The organism is Novosphingobium humi, assembly GCF_028607105.1.
Classification (GTDB): domain Bacteria; phylum Pseudomonadota; class Alphaproteobacteria; order Sphingomonadales; family Sphingomonadaceae; genus Novosphingobium; species Novosphingobium humi.
Genome location: NZ_CP117417.1, coordinates 1777872 through 1797662, shown reverse-complemented (window position 1 = coordinate 1797662; position 19791 = coordinate 1777872). Strand labels below are relative to the sequence as shown.

Sequence of the window (19791 nt, the reverse complement as noted above, 5' to 3'; positions counted from 1 at the left end):
GGGCAATAGCGGTCGCTGACCATGACAAATCCGGCAAATCTTCTCGCACCGCGTGGCGCCATCGCGCTTCTTCCCCGTGGTTTTGTCGCGCGCGGCGCATTGGCGGCGGGCCTGTTGCTGGCGGGCGCGGTGGCCTTTGTCGGCCCGGAACGCCTGCTTGCGCAAATCGAGGGCGAGCGCGGCATCGCCCCGGTGGTGGCTAGCAATGACATCGAAATCGGCAATATCGAGGTCGATGCCACCGGCAAAAATGCCCAGGATGCCAAGCTCAATGGCTGGCGCGAAGCCTATAAGAAAGCGTGGGAGGCCGCGCATGGCCCGGCGCTGGACGTGGGGACGATCGAAAGCATCGTGGCGGGCGTGGTGGTGGATCGCGAGGAAATCGGGCCGCATCGCTATCGCGCGAAACTGGTGATCGCCTTTGATCGGGGCCGTGCCGGGCAATATGGCGCGGGCAATGGCGGCGTTGCGGTGCGTTCCGCGCCGATGCTGGTGATTCCCGTGCTGACCTCGGGCGGGGTGTCGCAGGTGTTTGAGGTGCGCAGCCCCTGGCAAAAGGTCTGGGCCGAATATCGCACCGGGGCCAGCGCGATCGATTATGTGCGCGCCAATGGCGGCGGGTCCGATTCGCTGATCATCAACGCGGGACAGCCCGGTCGGCGCAGCCGCGTGTGGTGGCGCGGGGTGCTGGATCAATTCGGCGCCTCCGATGTGCTGATCCCGGCCGCGCGGCTCGAAAGGCAATGGCCCGGCGGCCCGGTGAAGGTTTTTTTTACCGCGCGCTATGGCCCGGACAATATCGCGCTGGGTTCGTTTGAGCTGACCGCGCCCGATGATGGCGCGGTGCCCGCGATGCTGGCGCAGGCGCTGGCGCGGATGGACCAGATTTACACCGATGCGCTGTCACGCGGGCTGTTGCGGCCCGATCCCACGCTCTCGGTCGATCATCCCACGATGGATCCGGGGCTGGCCTCGCTGATCGCGGCAGGACGCGCCGCAGAGGCCGCCGCCGCTGCGCAGGCCGCCGCCGAACATGCCGCAGACGAAGCCGCCGCCGCCGAAGCGGTTGCCGCCGCGCCTGTTGCGCCCCAGCCCAAGCCGGGCGCGGCGGCGCTGACCATTCAATTCGCCTCGCCCGATGCGCGCGCGGTGGATCAGGCGCTGGCCGCGGTGCGCGGCGTGGCGGGGGTGGACAATGCGGCCACCACTTCGATCGCGATTGGCGGAACTTCGGTGATGCGCGCGCAGTTTAACGGCAATGCCGACGCTCTGGCGGCGGCTTTGCGCAAGGCAGGGTGGCAGGTCAGCGTGGCAGGGGCCGCGCTGCGCATCCGCCGATAGAGATTTATGAGCAAAATGATGAAAAAGCCCGTTTCCAGTCAGTTCGCGCTGCCGCTGGCTCCCGATCAGTCGCCCAGCGCCGCGCGCATTGTCGTAGGCGAGGGCAATGCTTCGGCGATTGCCGCGCTCTCCGCGCCCGACAGTTGGCCGTTCCGCACCGCGATCCTTTCCGGGCCGCCGCGTTCGGGCAAGAGCCTGCTGGCCGCATGGTTTGCCGAGAGCGGCGGCGTGGCGCTGGACGATGCCGATACGATGGATGAGACGGCGGTTTTCCACCGCTGGAACCGCGCGCAGGAGGAAAAGACGCCGCTGCTGCTGACCACCACCGCGCGCGAGGGAGGGTGGAAGATCACACTGCCCGATCTTGGCTCGCGCATGGGGGCTGCGCTCTGGCTGGACATCGAGGCGCCCGATGACGAGATGATGGCCGACCTGATTGCCGCCCACGCCGAGACGCGCCTGCTGCCTTTGACCGATGATCATGCCCGTTATCTTGCAAGCCGCTGCGAGCGTACCCATATCGCGGCTGAACGTCTGGTGGCGACGATTGACCGGCTGTCTCTGGAGCGCAAGGCGCCGCCGGGACAGGCGATCCTGCGTGACGCGCTGGAGGAGTTGAACGGGCCTGCCGAACCGCGTATGTTGTAAGGCATAGCATAAGGCCGATGTGGGATTTGCCACGCCGCGCAAAGGGATTTTGAGGGATGGTTTCAGGTCTGATCGCCTATCTGGACTCGATTGTCGCGCGCGATCCTGCGCCGCGTTCGCGTTGGGAAGTGCTGCTTTATCCGGGCCTGTGGGCGGTGGGTTTTCATCGCGTGGCGCATAGGCTGTTCCGGGCGCGGCTGTTCTTTCTGGCCCGCGCGGTCAACCATCTTTCGCGTTTCTTCACCGCTATCGATATCCATCCCGGCGCTACCATCGGGCGGCATCTGTTTATCGATCATGGCTTTACCGTGATCGGCGAGACGGCCGAGATCGGCAACAATGTCACGATCTATCAATGCGTAACGCTGGGCGGGACCAATCCGGCCAATGGCATTGGCGGCAAGCGCCACCCCACGCTGAGCGATGACAGCATCATCGGTTCGGGCGCGCAGATTCTGGGCCCGATCACGGTGGGCCGCCGGGCGCGCGTGGGCGCCAATGCGGTCGTCACTGAGGATGTGCCCGAGGGGGCGACCATGGTCGGCGTCAAGGCGCGCAGCACGCTGGTGGCGGCCGAGACATGGGCCAAGGATTTCATCCCCTATGGCACGCCCTGCAAGGAGCCTTGCGCGGATGCCGAACCGGCGGTCGGGCGCATCTGCAAGCTGGAGGCCGAAATCGCCGATCTGCGCGCGCAGGTGGCCGACCTGCTGAATGCGGATCAGCGCCATGATGGGACGAAAGGCTGATCTGGCGCGATGGAGCCGGAGACGCCGCCCACAATCGTTGCCTTTCCCCGCCCGGTTTTGCAGGTGGCCTTTGACCGGGCCGAGCTGATGCGCATCCTCGACCTTTATGGCCGGATGGTCGCGGCGGGCCAGTGGCGCGATTATGCGATGGATTTCGGCAAGGACGCCGCCAGTTTCTCCGCCTTCAAGCGCAGCGCCGAAAGGCCGCAGGCCCGCATTGAAAAGCGCCCGTCGCTGCGCGGCAAACAGGGCATGTGGGCGCTTTACGGCGAGGCCGGGCAGGTCTTGAAGCGCGGCCACGAACTGGGCGGAGTGCTCAGCATCATCGAGCGGCGGTTGGTCAAGGCTGTGGAAGGCTAGAGGCTTTCCAGCGTCGGCACCAGCGCGTCGAAATGGTCGATCACCGCATCGGCCTTCAACTCTTCGGTGCGGCCCTGATTGAAGCCAAAGCTGCACACCACGCATGGGATGCCTGCCGCCTGCGCCGCGCCGGTGTCGAAATGGGTGTCGCCGATATAGGCGGTGCGCGGCGAGGCCATCCCCGAACGCTCGACCATCAGATGCAGCAGATCGGGCAGAGGCTTTTGGCGCCCCGGACCCAGCGTATCGCCGCCGATGATCGTATAGAACCGGTCCGTCAGCCCCAGTTCGCCAAACAATTTGCGCGCCAGACGCTCCATCTTGTTGGTCACCACCGCCAGCCTGACCCCGCGCGCGGCCAGATCGTCGAGCATGTCCGCCCCACCGGGAAACAGGCGCGAATGGACCGCGATATTTGCCTCGTAATAGCGCACCAGTTCGGCGGCCATCGCAGTCAGCCCGTCATCATCGAGCGTTGCCCCCTGAACCGCCAGCGCGCGCTCCATCAGCACCCGCGTGCCCCCGCCCACAAGGCGCGGAATCATGTCGAGCGGAACCGTCGCAAAGCCGCCCTGTTCGAGCGCATGGTTGAGCGCCACGCCAAGATCGAGTTTGCTGTCGATCAGTGTGCCGTCGAGGTCGAATCCGACGATATCGAAAGGAAAATTGTGCATGACTGACGCCGATGCCGCGTCCGTATGGAATCTGCAAGGATTTGCTGGCATGGGGGCGATATGACAAATATTCCGACACCGCTCGCCGTCGTTGTCCTTGCCGCGGGCAAGGGAACCCGCATGAAAAGCGACACCCACAAGGTGTTGCACCCCATCGCCGGGAGGCCGATGCTTGAGCATCTGCTGGCCAGCGCGGCGGAACTGACGCCTGCGCGTCAGGTTGTGGTGGCGGGCCATGGCCGCGATCAGTTGGAAAAGGCGCTGGGCGCGCGGGCGACCATCGCGGTGCAGGACCCCCAGCATGGTACCGCCCATGCGGTGCAGATGGCGCAGGATGCGCTGGCCGATTTCGATGGTGATGTGCTGGTGCTCTATGGCGATGTGCCTTTTGTCACCGCCGCGACGATGCGTTCCATGATCGAGCGGCTTCATGCGGCGGACGCGCCCAAGGTGGTTGTGCTGGGCTTTGAGCCGGATGATGCTCTGGCCTATGGACGGGTGATTGCGCGGGGCGATGCCATTGTCAAAATGGTGGAATTCAAGGACGCCACCGAGGCCGAGCGCGCGACGAGGCTGTGCAATTCGGGCCTGCTGGCGGCGCGTTCGGGTGATCTGTTTGCGCTGCTGGCGCGGGTGGACAACAACAATGCGCAGGGCGAATATTACCTGCCTGATATTGTGAATATCGCGCTGGCCGATGGGGATCGCGCCGCTGTGGTGGTGACCGCCGACCCCGACGAGGTGGCCGGGATCAACAGCCGCGCCGAACTGGCCGATGCCGAACGCCGCTGGCAGGATCGCCGCCGCGCACAGGCGATGGCCGATGGCGCCACGCTGATCGCGCCGGAAACCGTGTGGTTCAGTTGGGACACGCAGATCGGTCGCGATGTGCTGATCGAGCCCAATGTCGTGTTTGGCCCCGGCGTGAGCGTGGCCGATCATGTCACGATCCACGCTTTCAGCCATCTGGAAGGCGCGACCGTGGCCGGCAAGGCCGAGCTTGGCCCCTATGCCCGCCTGCGCCCCGGTGCGGATATCCGGGCAAAGGCCAAGATCGGGAACTTCGTCGAAATCAAGAAGGCAACCATCGGCGAGGGCGCCAAGGTCAACCATCTCTCCTATGTCGGGGATGCCGAAGTGGGGGCGGGCGCCAATCTGGGCGCGGGCACGATCACCTGCAATTATGACGGCTATTTCAAATACAAGACCGTGATCGGCGAGCGCGCCTTCATCGGTTCGAACAGCGCGCTCATCGCCCCGGTGCGGATCGGCAAGGACGCCATCGTGGCGGCGGGAAGCGCCGTTTCGCGCGATGTGGGCGATGGTGAATTGCGGCTGGTGCGCGCCGAACAGATGGTCAAGCCCGGCTGGGCCGACCGTTTCCACGACGCGATGAAGAAGAAAAAGGCCGAAAAGCAGGGCTAAAACCCCTTAATCGGACAGAAAGCGTTTGGCCCCTAAGAGGGGCGGTAAGGAATGGCCGGGCATGCCCCGGCCGCGGATGGATAAAGGGGCGGCTGAACATATGTGCGGGATTATCGGCATTGTCGGCAAGGAAGAGGTGGCGGATCGTCTGGTCGATGGCCTGCGCCGGATGGAATATCGCGGCTATGACTCGGCGGGCGTCTGCACGGTGCATGATGGCGAATTGATCCGCCGCCGCGCGCCGGGCAAGTTGCAAAATCTGGTCAAGGAATTGGCGGTCAATCCCGCGCCGGGCAATGTGGGCATCGCCCACACCCGCTGGGCCACGCATGGCGCGCCCACGGCCGCCAATGCCCACCCCCATGCCACGGAAAAGCTGGCGCTGGTCCATAATGGCATCATCGAGAATTTCCGCCCCTTGCGCGAAATGTTGCAGGCCAAGGGCCGCGTGTTTGAATCGGAAACCGATACCGAGGTGGTGGCCCATCTGGTGTCGGATCTGGTCGAGGGCGGACTGTCTCCGGTCGATGCGGTCAAGGCCGCGCTGCCGCAATTGCGCGGGGCCTTTGCGCTGGCGATTGCCTTTCGTGAACATCCCGACATGCTGATCGGCGCCCGTCTGGGGTCGCCGCTGGTGCTCGGCTATGGCGAGGGTGAGACGTTCCTCGGCTCGGACGCGCTGGCGCTGGCGCCCTTGACCCAGCGTATCACCTATCTGGAGGAGGGCGACTGGGTCGTCATCCGCCGCGAGGGTGTCGAGATTTACGACAAGGACAACAATCCGGTTACGCGCGCGATTGTGGCCAGCGGCGCTTCGGCGGCGGCGGTGGAAAAGGGCAACTTCCGCCACTTCATGCAGAAGGAAATCTACGACCAGCCCACCGTCGTGGCCCAGACGCTGCAAAGCTATGTCCGCCGCGATGATGAAAGCGTGGCGCTGCCCCAGATCGACTTTGATCTGTCGAGCATCAAGCGCGTGACCATCGTGGCCTGCGGCACCTCGTATTACGCGGGCCTCGTGGCCAAATATTGGTTTGAGCATTTCGCGCGCCTGCCGGTGGACATCGATGTGGCATCCGAATTCCGCTATCGCGATCCGGTGCTGGAGCCGGGCGGTCTGGCGATCTTTATCAGCCAGTCGGGCGAGACGGCCGACACGCTGGCCGCGCTGCGCCATTGCAAGGCCAATGGGCAGACCATCGCGGTGGTGGTGAACGTGCCGACCTCGTCCATGGCGCGTGAGGCCGATCTCCTGCTGCCCACCCATGCGGGGCCGGAAATCGGCGTGGCTTCGACCAAGGCGTTTACCTGCCAGCTCGCCGTGCTGGCGGCTCTGGCCGCGCATCTGGCGGTCAAGCGCGGGCGCATGACGCGCGATGAAGAGCGCAAGGTTGTGCGCAATCTGATCGAGACGCCCTCGGCGCTCAATGCCGCGCTGGCCTATGACGATGCAATTGCGGCCATGGCCCATCTCATCGCTCCGGCGCGCGACGTGCTTTATCTGGGCCGCGGCCAGGATTATCCGCTGGCGCTCGAAGGCGCGCTCAAGCTGAAAGAAATCAGCTATATCCACGCCGAAGGCTATGCCAGCGGCGAGATGAAGCATGGGCCGATTGCCCTGATCGACGAGCATGTGCCGGTGATCGTGATCGCGCCATCCGGCCCGCTGTTTGAAAAGACCGTGTCGAACATGCAGGAAGTGCGCGCGCGCGGCGGCAAGATCGTGCTGATCTCGGATGCCGAAGGTCTGGCCGAGGCGGGCGAGGGCTGTATGGCCACCATCGAGATGCCGCAGGTTCACCCCTTGATCGCGCCGCTGGTCTATGCCGTGCCGGTGCAGTTGCTGGCCTATCATGTGGCCTGCGTTAAGGGTACTGACGTTGACCAGCCGCGCAATCTGGCAAAGTCGGTGACTGTGGAATAATTGACGGAATTTCGGGGGCGGAGACGGCAGGGCATCTGTTTGTTTCCGCCCCGATTTTATTAGAAAAACGGCAAACTGTTGATGCGCCGTTTACCAAATCCATTACACATGACGATAGGCATTGCAGCGTAGGTTTCCCTGCAATGACTCACGCGATTTCCTCCCCCGCGATTGGCGAATTGAGCATCTGGTCGGTGCTGGGCCTGGCTGGCCAAGGCACGGACGAGTGGGCGCGGCTGCGCGGGCTGCAATATTCGCAACTCGCGTTGGTGGCGCGCGCGCGGATTTGGGCCCAGGCGCTGGCCGCAATTGTCTCGGTGCTGCTGTTTGCCCCCTTTGTCAGCCATCCGATGATCGGGGGTTGGCTGGGCGCTCTATGCGCCTCGTTAACCTATAGTGTGCGCAACGAAGGGCAATTGAGCGACGCCGACCGGCGCGGCATGTCCAGCAATGAATTCCGCCGTCAGGCGCTGGGCACGATCATCAATGCGCTGGTCTGGGCCTCGCCGCTGCTGTTTTTCCTGCCTCAGGCGCCGGTGCATCTGCGCTATGAATTCTGGACCGTGCTGGCGATGCTGATGACCGTTTCGGCGGTGATCGTGCCCACGGTGCCTTTGTCCACGCTGCTGTTTTCCACGATCGTCGGCTGCGGCTCGGTGGTGGGCTTTTTTACGCTGCTGCAACCGGGCATGGCGGGTGTGGCCGCGCTGTTTGTGGCCAGTATCGCGCTGGGCACCATCGAGGCCTCGCGCCATTTCCTTGCCTCGCGCCTTGCGGTGGCGGGCATGGCCGAACGCAACGAGGTGGTGAGCCTGTTGCTGCGCGAATTTGATGAGGATGAGGCTGATTGGCTGTGGCAGACCGACGCCCAGCGCCGTGTGCGCGCGGTGTCGGAACGCTTTGCCGAAGCCATGGGCATGGCCCCCAGCGAGATTGAAGGCGCGGGCTTTCTTGCGCTGCTGCTGGGGCCGGGCGGTGATCCGCGTTCGGGCGAGGGGCGCGGGATCGAGCGCGGAACGGTGCCGGGCCTCAAGGAACTGGAGGAAAAGTTCAAGGCGCGCGAGAGTTTCTCGAATCTTGTGGTGCGCGTGATGGTGCAGGGCACGCGGCGTTATTGGTCGCTGTCGGGCGCGCCGCGTTTCGATGATGCGGGGGCCTTCATGGGCTTTCGCGGCGTGGCATCGGATGTCACCGAGCAGCAGGAAACCAGTGAGAAGATCGCCTATTTGGCGCGCTATGACACGCTGACCGGGCTGCCCAACCGGATGATGGTGATTGATGCGCTGGAAAATGCGCTGGTCGCCGCGCGTGAGGGGGATGGGCAATGCGCCTTCATGATGATCGACCTCGACCGGTTCAAGGCGGTCAATGACACGCTGGGCCATCCGGTGGGCGATCAATTGCTGAGCCAGGTGGCCGAGCGTCTGAAAGTATTGATGACGCCCAATTCGCTCTGCGGACGGCTTGGCGGCGATGAATTCTGCGTCGTGCTGCGTCAGGCCAATGAGCGCGTGCTGGTGGCCCGTTTGGCGCAGGCAATCATTGCGGATCTCTCGCAGCCCTATTTTGTCGATGGCAATGAACTGACGATCGGCGCCTCGGTCGGCTCGGCCTTTGGCCCGGTCGATGGCGGCAGCGTGCCCGCGCTGATGCGCAATGCCGATTTCGCGCTCTATCGCGCCAAGCGGAACGGGCGCGGCATGCATTCGGCCTTTGACGAGGCACTGCGCGCCGAGGCCGAGGCCCGCGCATGGCTGGAAGAGGCCCTGCGCGCGGCGGTCGAGCGGCAGGAATTCGAGATGTTCTATCAGCCCGTAGTCGACGCGCCCAGCGAACGGCTGGTGGGTTTTGAAGCCTTGCTGCGCTGGAACAGCCCCGAATTGGGCCGGGTTTCGCCTGACCGCTTCCTCTCGTTGGCCGAGGATACGCGCCTGAGCCTGCCGATCGGCGCGTGGGTGCTGAAAGAAGCCTGCCATCAGGTGGCCCAATGGCCCGGAAACTTGCGCGTTTCGGTCAATGTTTCGGACAAGCAGGCGCTGGACCCGGCCTTCATCGATCATGTCGTCACCGCGCTGGCGGTCAGCAATCTGGCCCCGCAAAGGCTGGAGATCGAGGTGACCGAGAGCCTGTTTCAGCGCGACCCGGCGCAGGCGCGCGCCACGATTGAGCGGCTGACGGCGCTGGGTTGCTCGGTGATCCTTGATGATTTCGGTGCGGGGCAGGCATCGGTCGCGATCCTGTGCGAGATGCGCTTTGATGCGATCAAGCTGGACCGCGCGCTGATGAAGGGCGCGGCTGCGGGCAATGCGGAGAGCGTGGCGATGATCCGCGCCGCCGTGGCGATTGCCGACAGTCTCGAAATGATCACCATCGCCAAGGGCGTCGAGACCCCGCAAGAGCTGGAAATCGCCTGCAAACTTGGCTGCCGCCGCCTGCAGGGCCTGGCTTATGGCGAGGCGCGCGGGGTGGATGAGGTGCGCGATCTCTTCGGCACGCGCTCTGTGCCTGTGGCGCAAGAAGAAAAGGCGGGCTGACCTCCTGGTCAACCCGCCCTTCCAAATGCCCTGATGGCTGCGATCAGGCGCTCAGCAGCGCCTTGGCCACGCCCTCGAACAGCGCGCGCCCATCGGTGCCGCCCTGCGCCGCCTCGATAAAGCGTTCCGGATGGGGCATCATGCCCAGCACATTGCCGCCTTCGTTCAGCACGCCCGCGATGTTGCGAGCCGAACCGTTGACATCTTCGGCATAGCGGAAAGCCACGCGGCCTTCGCCCTCGATGCGGTCAAGCGTGGTATCATCGGCAAAGAAATTGCCGTCGTGATGCGCCACCGGAATCGTGATCGTCTGGCCCTTGAGATAGCGATGCGTGAAGGCGCTGGTGTTGTTTTCCACCGTCAGCTTGACTTCGCGGCAGACAAAGCGGATGCCCGCATTGCGCATCAGCGCGCCGGGCAGCAGGCCTGCCTCGGTCAGCACCTGAAAGCCGTTGCACACGCCCAGCACCTTGACGCCGCGCCCGGCTGCCTCGATCACGGCACGCATGATTGGGCTGCGGGCCGCCATCGCGCCGCTGCGCAGATAGTCGCCATAGGAAAAACCGCCGGGCAGGGCGATGAAGTCCAGACCTTCGGGCAGGGCGGCGTCGCCATGCCAGACGCGGTGAACCTCGCCGCCGCAGACCTGCTCAACGGCTACGGCCATGTCGCGGTCGCAATTCGATCCGGGAAAGGTGATGACTGCCGAACGCATGGCTTACACCCTCTCGATGCGGTAGTTCTCGATCACCTGATTGGCGAGCAGCTTCTGCGCCATCTCTTCAAGCGCTGCATCGCTGACCGTCTCGTCCACTTCAAGCTCGATCAAACGGCCGGCGCGGACGTCGGAAACGCCCGAAAAGCCAAGGCCTTCGATGGCATGGTGGATCGCGCGGCCCTGCGGATCGAGCACCCCGTTCTTGAGGCTGACGTAAACGCGCACTTTCATCGCTGGGCGGCCTTTCTGTTATGGCACCTGATGGGGTGCGATGCACCGATGATGCATCATAATGGAATCGGCCCCGCCTATGGCGCGCAATGGCGCAAAAGCCAAGGGGGAGGGGGCATTTTTGGCCTCAAAAAGCCCCCAATCCGCTTAACGCCGCGCAATGGCCGCGCGGTCGCCGCCCAAGGCGCGATAAAGGCCGACCAGATTGCCCGCACGCGCATATTGCGCCGACACCAGCGTCTTTTCGGCCGAATAAAGCGCCTGTTGCGCGGTCAGCGCATCAAGCCAAGTGCCGATCCCGCCTTCATAGCGACGGTTGACCAGCCGGTAATTGTCGGACGCCGCATCGCGCCCGGCGCGCACCGCCTCGACCTGCGCCTCGATGGTGCCCCGCCGCGCCAGCACATTGGCCACATCGGCAAACGCGCTTTGCACCGTCTTGCGATAGGTGGCGAGCGCCGCATCGCGCTGGGCCTGACTGACGCGATAGGATGCTTTGGCCGCGCCGCCCTTGAAGATCGGCCACGAGGCTGCAGAGGTCAGGCCCCATGCGAAATTGGCGGGCGAAAACAGGCTGGAAAGTGCCGTGGTCGCCACGCCCGCCACGCCGGTCAGCGTGATCCTGGGATAGAGCGCCGCGCGCGCGGCATCGACATTGGCATAGGCCGAACGCAGCGCAAATTCCGCCTGTGCCACATCCGGGCGGCGCAGCAGGATCGAGGAATCCAGCCCCGCCGCAACCGGCGCCAGACGCGAGGCTGCATCGTCAATCGAGGCGGGCAACAAATCGCCCGGCACATCATCGCCCACCAGCAGGCGCAGGCCATTCAGATCCTGCGCCACCGCATTGGTCTGGGCGGCGACATCGGCTTGGGCTGTACGCAGCGTCAGTTCCGCTTTGCGCTGATCCGCCAGCAGGCCAATCCCGCCCTCGACCCGCCGCCGGGTCAGCGCCACGCTCTTTTCCGCGCTGGCCGCCGTATCCTGCGCCAGTTTCAGCAGGCTGCGATCTGCGGCATAGGTCAGCCAGCCATTGGCGACATTGGCGATCAGCGTCAGGCGCGCCGCGCGCGATCCGGCCTCGCTGGCCAGATAGGTCGCCTTGGCCGCCGCCGTCAGACCGCGCACGCGGCCGAACAGATCGACTTCATAGTTGGCCAGAGTGCCGGTCGCGCTGGCCGAATCTCCCTTGGTGGTGGCCCCGGCCACGCGCGTGCCGTCGCCGCCCGCATGGGTGAAGCCGCCATTGGCGTCGATTTCCGGGAACAGCGCACCACGCTGGACCAGATACTGGTTACGCGCCGTTTCGATATTGGCCAGCGCCACGGCCAGATCCTGATTCTTCGCCAGCGCAAGGTCGATCACCTTGACCAGTCGCGGATCGCCCAGAACCTGCGTATAGGAATAAGACGGCAGCGCCGCATCGCCGGGCAGGACATAGGCTTCGCCCTTGGGCCAAGCGGCGGGGATCGGCAAAGGCGCGGGATCGGCGGGCTGGTCGGCGCGCGGGCGGGCTTCGAGTCCTGCCGGGACCACCACCATAGCGAGAGCCGCAATCAGGGAGAGGTTCTTCATGCCACCGCTCCCTGATCGTCGGCTTTCTTGCGACGGAACTGACGGAAACCGCCACGCACCAGCACGAAGAAGAGCGGGATGAAGAAGATCGCCAGACCCGTGGCGGTCAGCATGCCGCCGATCACCGAAGTGCCGATGGCGATGCGCGCATTGGCGCCCGCGCCCGTGGCAATGGCCAGCGGCAGCACGCCGAAGATGAACGCGCAGGACGTCATCAGAATGGGCCGCAAACGCATCCGCGCCGCATCCAGCACCGCTGTGATCGGATCCTTGCCCGCCTTTTCGCCCTGTTCGGCAAATTCGATCATCAAAATGGCGTTCTTGGCCGCCAGACCCATCGTCGTCGTCAGGCCGATCTGGAGATAAACGTCATTCTGCAGCCCGCGCAGCGTGACCAGAGCCACCGCCCCCACCAGACCCACCGGAATGACCAGCAGCACCGCAAAGGGAATGCTCCAGCTTTCATAGAGAGCAGCAAGGCAGAGGAACACCACGATCAGCGACACCGAATAAAGCAGCGGCGCCTGACCCGAGGAGAGGCGTTCCTGATAGGAGGCGCCCGACCATGCGATCGACACATCAGGATATTGCGCCACCAGAGCCTCGAACGCATTCATCGCATCGCCCGAGGAATAGCCCTGCGAGGACTGGCCCGAGACCTCGAAATTGGGCGTGCCCGAGAAGCGATAGGTCGCGTTGGGGGCCTTGTTCCAGGCAAAGCTGGCAAAGGCCGAGAAGGGCACCATCTTGCCGCTGCTGTTGCGCACCTGCCATTGCGAGAGATCCTCGGGGCGCGACCGATAGGGCGCATCGCCCATCACATAGACGCGCTTCACACGCCCGCGATCCACAAAGTCATTGACATAACGCCCGCCCCAGGCCGCCGCCAGCGTGGTGTTCACATCCGAAGGCGCAACCCCCAGCGCGGCCAGCTTGGCGGTATCCGTGGTGATCTTGAGCGTGGGCTGATCGGGCAGGCCGGTCAGGCGGACGTTCGAAAGCTGGGGCAGCGTGCGCGCCTCGGCCAGAATTTCATCGCGCAGCTTGGCAAAAGCTTCGGCATCCATGCCGCCGCTGTTCAGCACCTCGGCGGTAAAGCCGGTGGCCTGGCCAAGGCCGCGCACGGTGGGCGGCTGCAGCGCATAGAATTCCAGATCGCGATAGCCCCCGCTGATCGCCTGCGTGGCGCGGCGCGTGATGGCTTCGGCCGAATTTTCCGCGCCCTTGCGCTTGTCCCAATCGGTCAGCGAGACAAAGCCGCGACCCGCGTTCTGGCCGCTGCCGCCGCCCTGCGCACCGCCCGCCACGACCAGCACGGCGTCGATGTCCTTGCTTTCGTGTTCGAGGAAATATTTCTCGATCGCCAACTGCGCCTGCTGCGTACGCTCCAGCGTTGCGCCTGCGGGCAGTTGGAAGCTGATCTGGGCCATGCCCTGATCTTCCGAAGGCAGAAAGCCGGTGGGCATCCGCACAAACAGCACGACCAGCGCCGCCAGCACCACGCCATAGGCCAGTATCGGAATACGCTTATGCGTGGCGGCCCAACTGGCCTTGGGGTGATACCATTCGAGCAGGCGGCCGAAATAACGCTCGAAACGGACCCGCATCCAATGGCTGGCCCGGCCCACCAGCGAGGTTTCATCCTCATCCTCGGGCCTTTTCAGGATCGTCGTGGTCAGCGCGGGCGAAAGCACCAGCGCCACCACCACCGAAAGCGCCATGGCCGAAACGATGGTCAGCGAGAACTGGCGATAGATCACGCCCGTCGAGCCGCCAAAGAAGGCCATCGGCATGAAGACCGCGGACAGCACCAGCGCGATGGCGATCAGCGCGATGGAGATTTCCTTCATCGATTCAATGGTCGCCTCACGCGGGGTCATGCCCGGATTTTCGGCCATCAACCGCTCGACATTCTCCACCACCACGATCGCGTCATCGACCAGCAGACCAATGGCCAGCACAAGGCCGAACAGCGTCAGCGTGTTGATCGAATAGCCCGCCACCGCAAAGATCGCGAAAGTCCCCAGCATCACCACCGGCACCGCAATCGCCGGGATCAGCGTCGCGCGCCAGCTTTGCAGGAACACGAACATCACGATGACGACCAGAATGATCGCCTCGAACAGCGTTTCCACCACGTCGGTCACGGACTTGGAGATGAACCGCGTCGAGTCATTGGCAAAGCCATAGGTGTAGCCGGCCGGGAATGTCCTGGAGAGTTCGGCGAACTTGGCCTTGACCAGCTTGGCCGTGGCCAGAGCGTCCGCGCCGGGCGCCAGCGAAATGGCCAGCGCCGCGCCGGGATGGCCGTTGACGCGGCTGACCACGCCGTAGGATTCGGCCCCCAGTTCGATCCGCGCCACGTCCGAGAGATGCACGGTCGCCCCGCTGCTCGCGCTCTTGACCACGATCTGGGCAAATTCGGCCGGACTGGTCAGGCGCGACTGCGCCGTCACGGTGGCATCCAGCATCTGCCCCGCAGGCGCGGGCACCGCGCCGATTTCACCCGCCGCCACTTCGGCGTTCTGCGCCGTGATCGCGCTGATGATGTCGGAGGGCATCAACTGATTGGCGGCCAGCTTGTTCGGGTCCATCCACACGCGCATCGCATATTGCGCGCCAAAGATGTTGGTCTGGCCCACGCCCTCGATGCGCCCGATCGGCTCCTGCAACCGGCTCGCCAGAAAGTCGGAAACGTCGATGTTGGTCGTGCGGTCATAGGTGTCGACCACATAGGCCACGAGCAGGAAGTCGGGGTTCGACTTCGTCACGCGCACGCCCTGCTGCTGCACCACCGAGGGCAGGCGCGAGAGGGCCTGCTGCACCTTGTTCTGCACCTGCACCTGAGCGATGTCGGGGTTGGTGCCCTTTTCGAACGTCGCCGAAATCGACACCTGCCCCGACGAACTCGAGGTGGAGGAGAAGTAGAGCAGCCCGTCAAGGCCGGTCAATTGCTGCTCGATCACCTGCGTGACGCTGGTTTCCAGAATGGATGCCGAGGCGCCCGGATAGGTGGTGTTGATGTTCACCTGGGGCGGGGCAATATCGGGAAACTGCTGCACCGGCAGGGTCGAAACCCCGGCGATACCGGCCAGCATGATGATGATCGCAATCACCCATGCAAAGATCGGACGGTCAATAAAGATGCGCGACATGACGCTTTTTCCCGTCCCTGATTACTTGGCCGAAGGCTTCTTGCCGGCAGGCTTGATGCCCTGCGGCGTGCTGTCGGGCACGGCCACCACGACCTGGCCCGGACGGATCTTGCCAAGGCCCTGCGTGATCAGCTTGTCGCCCGGCTTCAGGCCGTCGGTCACCACCCATTGGTCGCCGATCGTGCGGTCCGCGGTCACCTTGCGGAATTCGGCCTTGTTGCCCGCGCCCAGCACCATCACCGTGGCGCCCCCGCGCGGATCGCGGCTCAGCGCGCCCTGCGGCACCAGCACAACCTTGCTCTGCTTGCCCTGCGATACGCGGGTGCGGACAAACAGGCCGGGCAGCAGCGTGCCGTCGGGATTGGCGAATTTGGCGCGCAGCGCGACCGTGCCGGTGGCGGTGTCGACCGTGACTTCGGAAAATTCCAGTGTGCCCGGAATCGGATATTCGCTGCCGTCCTCAAGGATCAGCTTGACCTTGCCGACCTCCTTGATGCCGCCATCGGCAAATTCCTTGCGCAGCTTCATCAGGCTGGCGCTGCTTTGCTGGATATCGACATAGATCGGGTCCAGCGTCGAAATCACCGCCAGCGGATCGGTCTGATTGGCCGTGACCAGCGCGCCCTCGGTATAGAGCGAGCGGCCGATGCGGCCGGTGATCGGCGCGGGAACGGTGGTGAAACGCAGGTTGACCTTGGCGGCATTGAGCGCGGCGCGATATTGCGCGACCGCGGCGGCGCTGGTGCGCGCGGCGGCGGCGGCATCGGTGTAATCCTGCTGGGCCACCGCCTGATCGGCGGCCAGCGGTTTGTAGCGGTCGGCCTTGACCTTGGCGGCCTCGGCGCTGGCCTGCGCGCTGACCAGATTGGCGGCGGCCTGATCGGCGGCGGCGCGATAGACGCTGGGGTCGATCTGATACAGGGGCTGGCCCTGATGCACCAGTTGGCCTTCGGTAAACAGGCGGCGCATCAGCACACCCGACACCTGCGGGCGGACCTGACCCTGGCGATAGGGGGCGGTGCGGCCCGGCAGTTCGATTTCAAGCGGAACCTCGGTCAGCGTGACTTGTGAAAAGCCGACCTGCGGGGTCTTTTTGTCGCGTTGCGGCCCGCCCGAACACGCGGACAAAGCCAGCGCAAGGCTGACTGCCAGCATGACAGGCCCACCCGAAAGGGAGGCAGGGCGACGGCGATGAAACATGAAAGGCCCCCGGTACTGATACAATCGTTCTGAGCTTGCGGCTTTCCGGTCACACGCCTCAAACGTCAAGGGTGCCAAAGGAGCAGAATGTCGGAAAAAGGGTAATTATTTGTCGCAAGACGTACGCTTTTTGGCTCACTTTACGGGCATTCGGGAAAAACATGACTCGGCGGCATCACGGCGGGAAACAAAAGCGTTTTCATGCGTTGTGGGCCCTTGCGCCTTTCAGACAGGCCCCCTGGCCTCCGGCGAGGGCGCAGAGGGGGGCGCAGAGGGGGGCGCAGGCGTTGCCGGGGTGGGCAGCACCGTGATGCGCACCGCATCGCGCGCGGCCAGATAGCGCCTTGCGGCAGCCTGCACCGCCTCGGGCGTGACGGCGCGCAGCCTTTGCGCCGCATGGACCTGACGCTCGATCTGATCAGGCTCGCTCTGCGCCAGCGCGACAATGCCCAGCCAGCCGCCATTGGTGTTGAGCGTGTTGTCGATCGTTTCCAGCAAGGGCTGACGCGCGCGCAGCATCAGATCTTCAGACGGCGGGGTTTGGGCCAGCGCCGCGATGGTTTCGTCTATCGCCTGTTTAGCCATTGCCACACTGTCGACATCAACCGAGGCCGCCACCGCAAAAGTGCCGTAATCGCGCCAGATCCGGCTCAGATCGCTGCTGGCGCTGGGCGAATAGGACCGGCCCAGCTTCTGGCGCAGCGTCTCGGTCAACTGGATGCGCACGATCCGTTGCAGCATGTTGAACACCTGCTTTTCATCGGGATCGCGATCATCGCGCGTGGGCCACACGTCATAGATCAGCGCCTGATCCGCCGGCCCGGTATGGGTCAGCGTGCGTTCCCCCCGCCGCGCGGTAAAGGGGCGTTTGCGCTGGTCATCGTATTTCCGGAACTCGGCCTCGCGCGTGGGCAGCGCGCCAAAGGTGCGCGCCACATCGGCAATCGCGGCCTCCTCGTCCAGATCGCCGACAAGGCCGATCTCGATGGCGCCATGCTGGAGGCGCTCGGTGATATCGGCCTTCAGCTTGGCAAAGGTCAGACCGCGATAGGCCGTCACAGGCTGAAGCGTGAAGCGCGGATCATTGTCCGACAGGATGCCGCCGATCGAGCTTTGCAGCGCGGCTGTTGGCGTGGCGCGCAGGCGCAGGAACATCGTGTTGGCATTCTGGTGAAAGATGTTCTCGCCCTCCTGCCGATAGCCCGGATCGGTGATCAGCGCGGCCATCATCTGAAGCTGGAGCAGCAGATCCTTGGGCCGCGTCCCCGCCGATGCGTTGAAACTGTCGCCCGTGGCGGTCAGGCCGAGGCTGACCAGATGGCCTGCGGTCAGCGACTGCATCTCGTCCAGCGTATGTTTGCCAAGGCCGCCTGTGCCCATCATGGCCGTCATTTCCACCGCCAGCGGATTGCCGCTGGTGGCCAGCATCTTTCCACCGTCAATCGCCATATGCACCAGCACCGACTGGCGCGAAAGCGTGGTGCGCTTCAGGTTCAGCCGGACGCCATTGGCAAAGCGGATCTCGCGTATGCCGAAATAGGGCTCGCGCCTGTCCTCAACCACCGCACCGGGCGCCCCGAATTCGGTATAGGCAAAGGGGGCGGGCGGCGGCTCCATGATGGTGGGCAGGGGGGTGGTCGAGGCCTCGTTCCATGCGGCGCGGATGGCATCGGCCCCGCCGTCGGGCTCGCGCCGCCCGGTAAAGCGGATCAGCGGATTGTCGAGCGCGGCCATGTCGGCCTTGACGGCGGCCAGCACTCGGTCGGGCGTCAGACCCGGCGTCTGCGCCTTGAGGAAAGCCAGATTGGCGTTCGGATCGGACGGGATCGATCCCCCGCGCAGCATGCCCAGCGCCGCATTGGCCAGCGCCACGCTGCCCTGCGTTTCCTCGCGCGCCGCCGCCGTTTCGGCCAGGCTGGTCAGCACCGCCACCTGCTCGTCGATCTCGCGCTGGGTAAAGCCCTGCTCGATCGCGCGGCGCACCTCGGTGGTCGCAGCGGTCAGCGCGCGGCGCCAGCGTCCGTCGATCGAATCGACATTGATCGCCGTATCGCGCCCGGCGTGGAAAATGTCATTCGTGCCGAACTGCGCGGCGCGGAAAGGCGGATCGAGCCGCCGCGACAGCCGCTGAAGCCGCCGGTTGATGATGGCATAGCCGACCGTGGTGGCCAGACCCTTGCGGCGGTTGGCCCATGTGTCGGGTTCGTCGCGCCATGCGCTGCGGCGGGTGATGGTGATGTGTTCGGACAGCGATGGGTCGAGATAGATCGAATTGCGCCCCCCATCGGCCCCGTCAATCGGCCCCGCCGACGGCTGCGGCGCGGCGGGCGCGGCGGCCCAGTCGCCGAACCGCGCCCTGATCTCGGCCTCTACGGCGGCGACATCGAAATCGCCGACCATCACCAGCACCGCCTTTTCCGGCACATAATTGCGCCGCCAGAACGCGCGCAGCGCCTCGGCAGTGGCTCCGCCCAGCGTTTCCTCGGTGCCGATGGGGCTGCGTTGCCGGTAGCGCGATTTGGGATCGGCAAAGGCGTAGCGGTCCTGCGCCTCGCGATACTGCCAATTGTTGCGGTCGCGCTTTTCCGACAGGATCACGCCGCGCTCATTGCTCACGCTCTCGGGCGAAATGGTCAGTTCGCTGGCCGTCTCGCGCATCAGCATCAGCGCCGTGTCGATCAGATCGGGCGTGTTGCGCGGCAGGTCGAGGTGATAGGTCGTCGTTTCATAGGTCGTGAAGGCGTTGGTATGCGCGCCAAAGGCCAGCCCCTTGCGTTCGAGCAGGCGCACCATCTCGCCCTGAGCAACATGGGTGCTGCCCTGAAACGCCATATGTTCGACGAAATGGGCAAAGCCGCGCTCCTTCTCGCCCTCGTCCAGCGAGCCGACATCAAAGCGCATCCGCACCGCGATTTCGTCCTTGGGCGTTTCATTGTGGCGCAGGATATAGCGCATGCCATTGGGCAATTGGCCAAAGCGATAGGCCGGGTCGGGTGCGACATCGCTCTTTTGAAAGGGCCATGTGCCGATATTGGCGGCAATGGCGCGATGGGCCGCGCCATGCTGCGGCAAAGGCGCCGGGCGCGCCGTCAAAGGCGAGGCGGCCAGTCCGAACAGGGCGGCAAGTGCAAGCGAAATATGAAGCGGCTTCATGCCCGCAGATTAAGGGCGAATGGTGCGCAGGGGAAGCGGACAATTGTCGCCGGATCAACTTGCCTTGCCCGCTGGTCAGGCGTATTCTGACTGTTCCGGAGGTG

Annotated in this window: 14 protein-coding genes; 7 read left to right on the top strand and 7 right to left on the bottom strand. The window is 64.6% G+C overall.

The window, feature by feature from the left end:
* Window positions 1–21 precede the first annotated feature (21 nt).
* The 4 genes from PQ457_RS08485 to PQ457_RS08470 are packed head-to-tail and all read left to right on the top strand — an operon-like array spanning window position 22 to window position 3098.
* Window positions 22–1341, top strand: a complete 1320-nt coding sequence (locus PQ457_RS08485; protein WP_273616453.1) for a heavy-metal-associated domain-containing protein — start codon at window positions 22–24, stop codon at window positions 1339–1341.
* A gap of 6 nt (window positions 1342–1347) precedes the next feature.
* A complete protein-coding gene (locus PQ457_RS08480) occupies window positions 1348–1989 on the top strand; it encodes a P-loop NTPase family protein (RefSeq protein ID WP_273616452.1) in 642 nt (213 codons plus the stop codon).
* A 56-nt stretch (window positions 1990–2045) separates the two neighbouring features.
* Window positions 2046–2738: a serine O-acetyltransferase EpsC gene (epsC, locus tag PQ457_RS08475; RefSeq protein ID WP_273616451.1), complete on the top strand. Its 693-nt coding sequence runs from the start codon at window positions 2046–2048 to the stop codon at window positions 2736–2738.
* Between the two features lie 9 nt (window positions 2739–2747).
* Window positions 2748–3098: a DUF2794 domain-containing protein gene (locus PQ457_RS08470; RefSeq protein WP_273616450.1), complete on the top strand. Its 351-nt coding sequence runs from the start codon at window positions 2748–2750 to the stop codon at window positions 3096–3098.
* On the opposite strand, the gene PQ457_RS08465 is transcribed toward PQ457_RS08470, so the two are convergent.
* Window positions 3095–3772, bottom strand: coding sequence for an HAD-IA family hydrolase (locus PQ457_RS08465; protein WP_273616449.1), 678 nt, complete (start codon window positions 3770–3772; stop codon window positions 3095–3097). The genes PQ457_RS08470 and PQ457_RS08465 overlap by 4 nt on opposite strands.
* Window positions 3773–3832: 60 nt before the next feature.
* Here PQ457_RS08465 and glmU point away from each other — a divergent pair, with 60 nt between their 5' ends.
* The 3 genes from glmU to PQ457_RS08450 all read left to right on the top strand — a co-directional run bounded on the left by glmU (window position 3833) and on the right by PQ457_RS08450 (window position 9655).
* A complete protein-coding gene (glmU, locus tag PQ457_RS08460) occupies window positions 3833–5197 on the top strand; it encodes a bifunctional UDP-N-acetylglucosamine diphosphorylase/glucosamine-1-phosphate N-acetyltransferase GlmU (RefSeq protein WP_420540932.1) in 1365 nt (454 codons plus the stop codon).
* Between the two features lie 100 nt (window positions 5198–5297).
* On the top strand, window positions 5298–7121 hold the full coding sequence (gene glmS, locus PQ457_RS08455) for a glutamine--fructose-6-phosphate transaminase (isomerizing) (protein ID WP_273619285.1): 1824 nt from the start codon (window positions 5298–5300) through the stop codon (window positions 7119–7121).
* A gap of 143 nt (window positions 7122–7264) precedes the next feature.
* Complete coding sequence (locus PQ457_RS08450) at window positions 7265–9655, top strand: putative bifunctional diguanylate cyclase/phosphodiesterase (RefSeq protein ID WP_273616447.1); 2391 nt, start codon at window positions 7265–7267, stop codon at window positions 9653–9655.
* Window positions 9656–9698: 43 nt separating this feature from the next.
* Here PQ457_RS08450 and purQ read toward each other — a convergent pair whose 3' ends face one another.
* The 6 genes from purQ to PQ457_RS08420 all read right to left on the bottom strand — a co-directional run bounded on the left by purQ (window position 9699) and on the right by PQ457_RS08420 (window position 19687).
* Window positions 9699–10370 (bottom strand): phosphoribosylformylglycinamidine synthase subunit PurQ, encoded by a 672-nt coding sequence (purQ, locus tag PQ457_RS08445; RefSeq protein ID WP_273616446.1) that lies wholly within the window; start codon window positions 10368–10370, stop codon window positions 9699–9701.
* Window positions 10371–10373: 3 nt separating this feature from the next.
* Window positions 10374–10604, bottom strand: coding sequence for a phosphoribosylformylglycinamidine synthase subunit PurS (gene purS / locus PQ457_RS08440; RefSeq protein ID WP_273616445.1), 231 nt, complete (start codon window positions 10602–10604; stop codon window positions 10374–10376).
* 147 nt (window positions 10605–10751) lie between these two features.
* Window positions 10752–12179: an efflux transporter outer membrane subunit gene (locus PQ457_RS08435; protein ID WP_273616444.1), complete on the bottom strand. Its 1428-nt coding sequence runs from the start codon at window positions 12177–12179 to the stop codon at window positions 10752–10754.
* Window positions 12176–15334, bottom strand: a complete 3159-nt coding sequence (locus PQ457_RS08430; protein WP_273616443.1) for an efflux RND transporter permease subunit — start codon at window positions 15332–15334, stop codon at window positions 12176–12178. The genes PQ457_RS08435 and PQ457_RS08430 overlap by 4 nt, the downstream gene beginning before the upstream one ends.
* Before the next feature lie 21 nt (window positions 15335–15355).
* Window positions 15356–16489: an efflux RND transporter periplasmic adaptor subunit gene (locus tag PQ457_RS08425; RefSeq protein ID WP_273616442.1), complete on the bottom strand. Its 1134-nt coding sequence runs from the start codon at window positions 16487–16489 to the stop codon at window positions 15356–15358.
* 270 nt (window positions 16490–16759) lie between these two features.
* On the bottom strand, window positions 16760–19687 hold the full coding sequence (locus PQ457_RS08420) for a M16 family metallopeptidase (RefSeq protein ID WP_273616441.1): 2928 nt from the start codon (window positions 19685–19687) through the stop codon (window positions 16760–16762).
* Window positions 19688–19791 lie beyond the last annotated feature (104 nt).

Coding starts and splice junctions, on each gene's coding strand:
- glmS (WP_273619285.1), top strand. CDS start 5,298: ATGTGCGGGATTATCGGCATTGTCGGCAAGGAAGAGGTGGCGGATCGT.
- PQ457_RS08425 (WP_273616442.1), bottom strand. CDS start 16,489: ATGCTGGCAGTCAGCCTTGCGCTGGCTTTGTCCGCGTGTTCGGGCGGG.
- purS (WP_273616445.1), bottom strand. CDS start 10,604: ATGAAAGTGCGCGTTTACGTCAGCCTCAAGAACGGGGTGCTCGATCCG.
- PQ457_RS08430 (WP_273616443.1), bottom strand. CDS start 15,334: ATGTCGCGCATCTTTATTGACCGTCCGATCTTTGCATGGGTGATTGCG.
- PQ457_RS08420 (WP_273616441.1), bottom strand. CDS start 19,687: ATGAAGCCGCTTCATATTTCGCTTGCACTTGCCGCCCTGTTCGGACTG.
- epsC (WP_273616451.1), top strand. CDS start 2,046: ATGGTTTCAGGTCTGATCGCCTATCTGGACTCGATTGTCGCGCGCGAT.
- PQ457_RS08480 (WP_273616452.1), top strand. CDS start 1,348: ATGAGCAAAATGATGAAAAAGCCCGTTTCCAGTCAGTTCGCGCTGCCG.
- PQ457_RS08485 (WP_273616453.1), top strand. CDS start 22: ATGACAAATCCGGCAAATCTTCTCGCACCGCGTGGCGCCATCGCGCTT.
- glmU (WP_420540932.1), top strand. CDS start 3,833: ATGACAAATATTCCGACACCGCTCGCCGTCGTTGTCCTTGCCGCGGGC.
- PQ457_RS08450 (WP_273616447.1), top strand. CDS start 7,265: ATGACTCACGCGATTTCCTCCCCCGCGATTGGCGAATTGAGCATCTGG.
- PQ457_RS08435 (WP_273616444.1), bottom strand. CDS start 12,179: ATGAAGAACCTCTCCCTGATTGCGGCTCTCGCTATGGTGGTGGTCCCG.
- PQ457_RS08470 (WP_273616450.1), top strand. CDS start 2,748: ATGGAGCCGGAGACGCCGCCCACAATCGTTGCCTTTCCCCGCCCGGTT.
- purQ (WP_273616446.1), bottom strand. CDS start 10,370: ATGCGTTCGGCAGTCATCACCTTTCCCGGATCGAATTGCGACCGCGAC.
- PQ457_RS08465 (WP_273616449.1), bottom strand. CDS start 3,772: ATGCACAATTTTCCTTTCGATATCGTCGGATTCGACCTCGACGGCACA.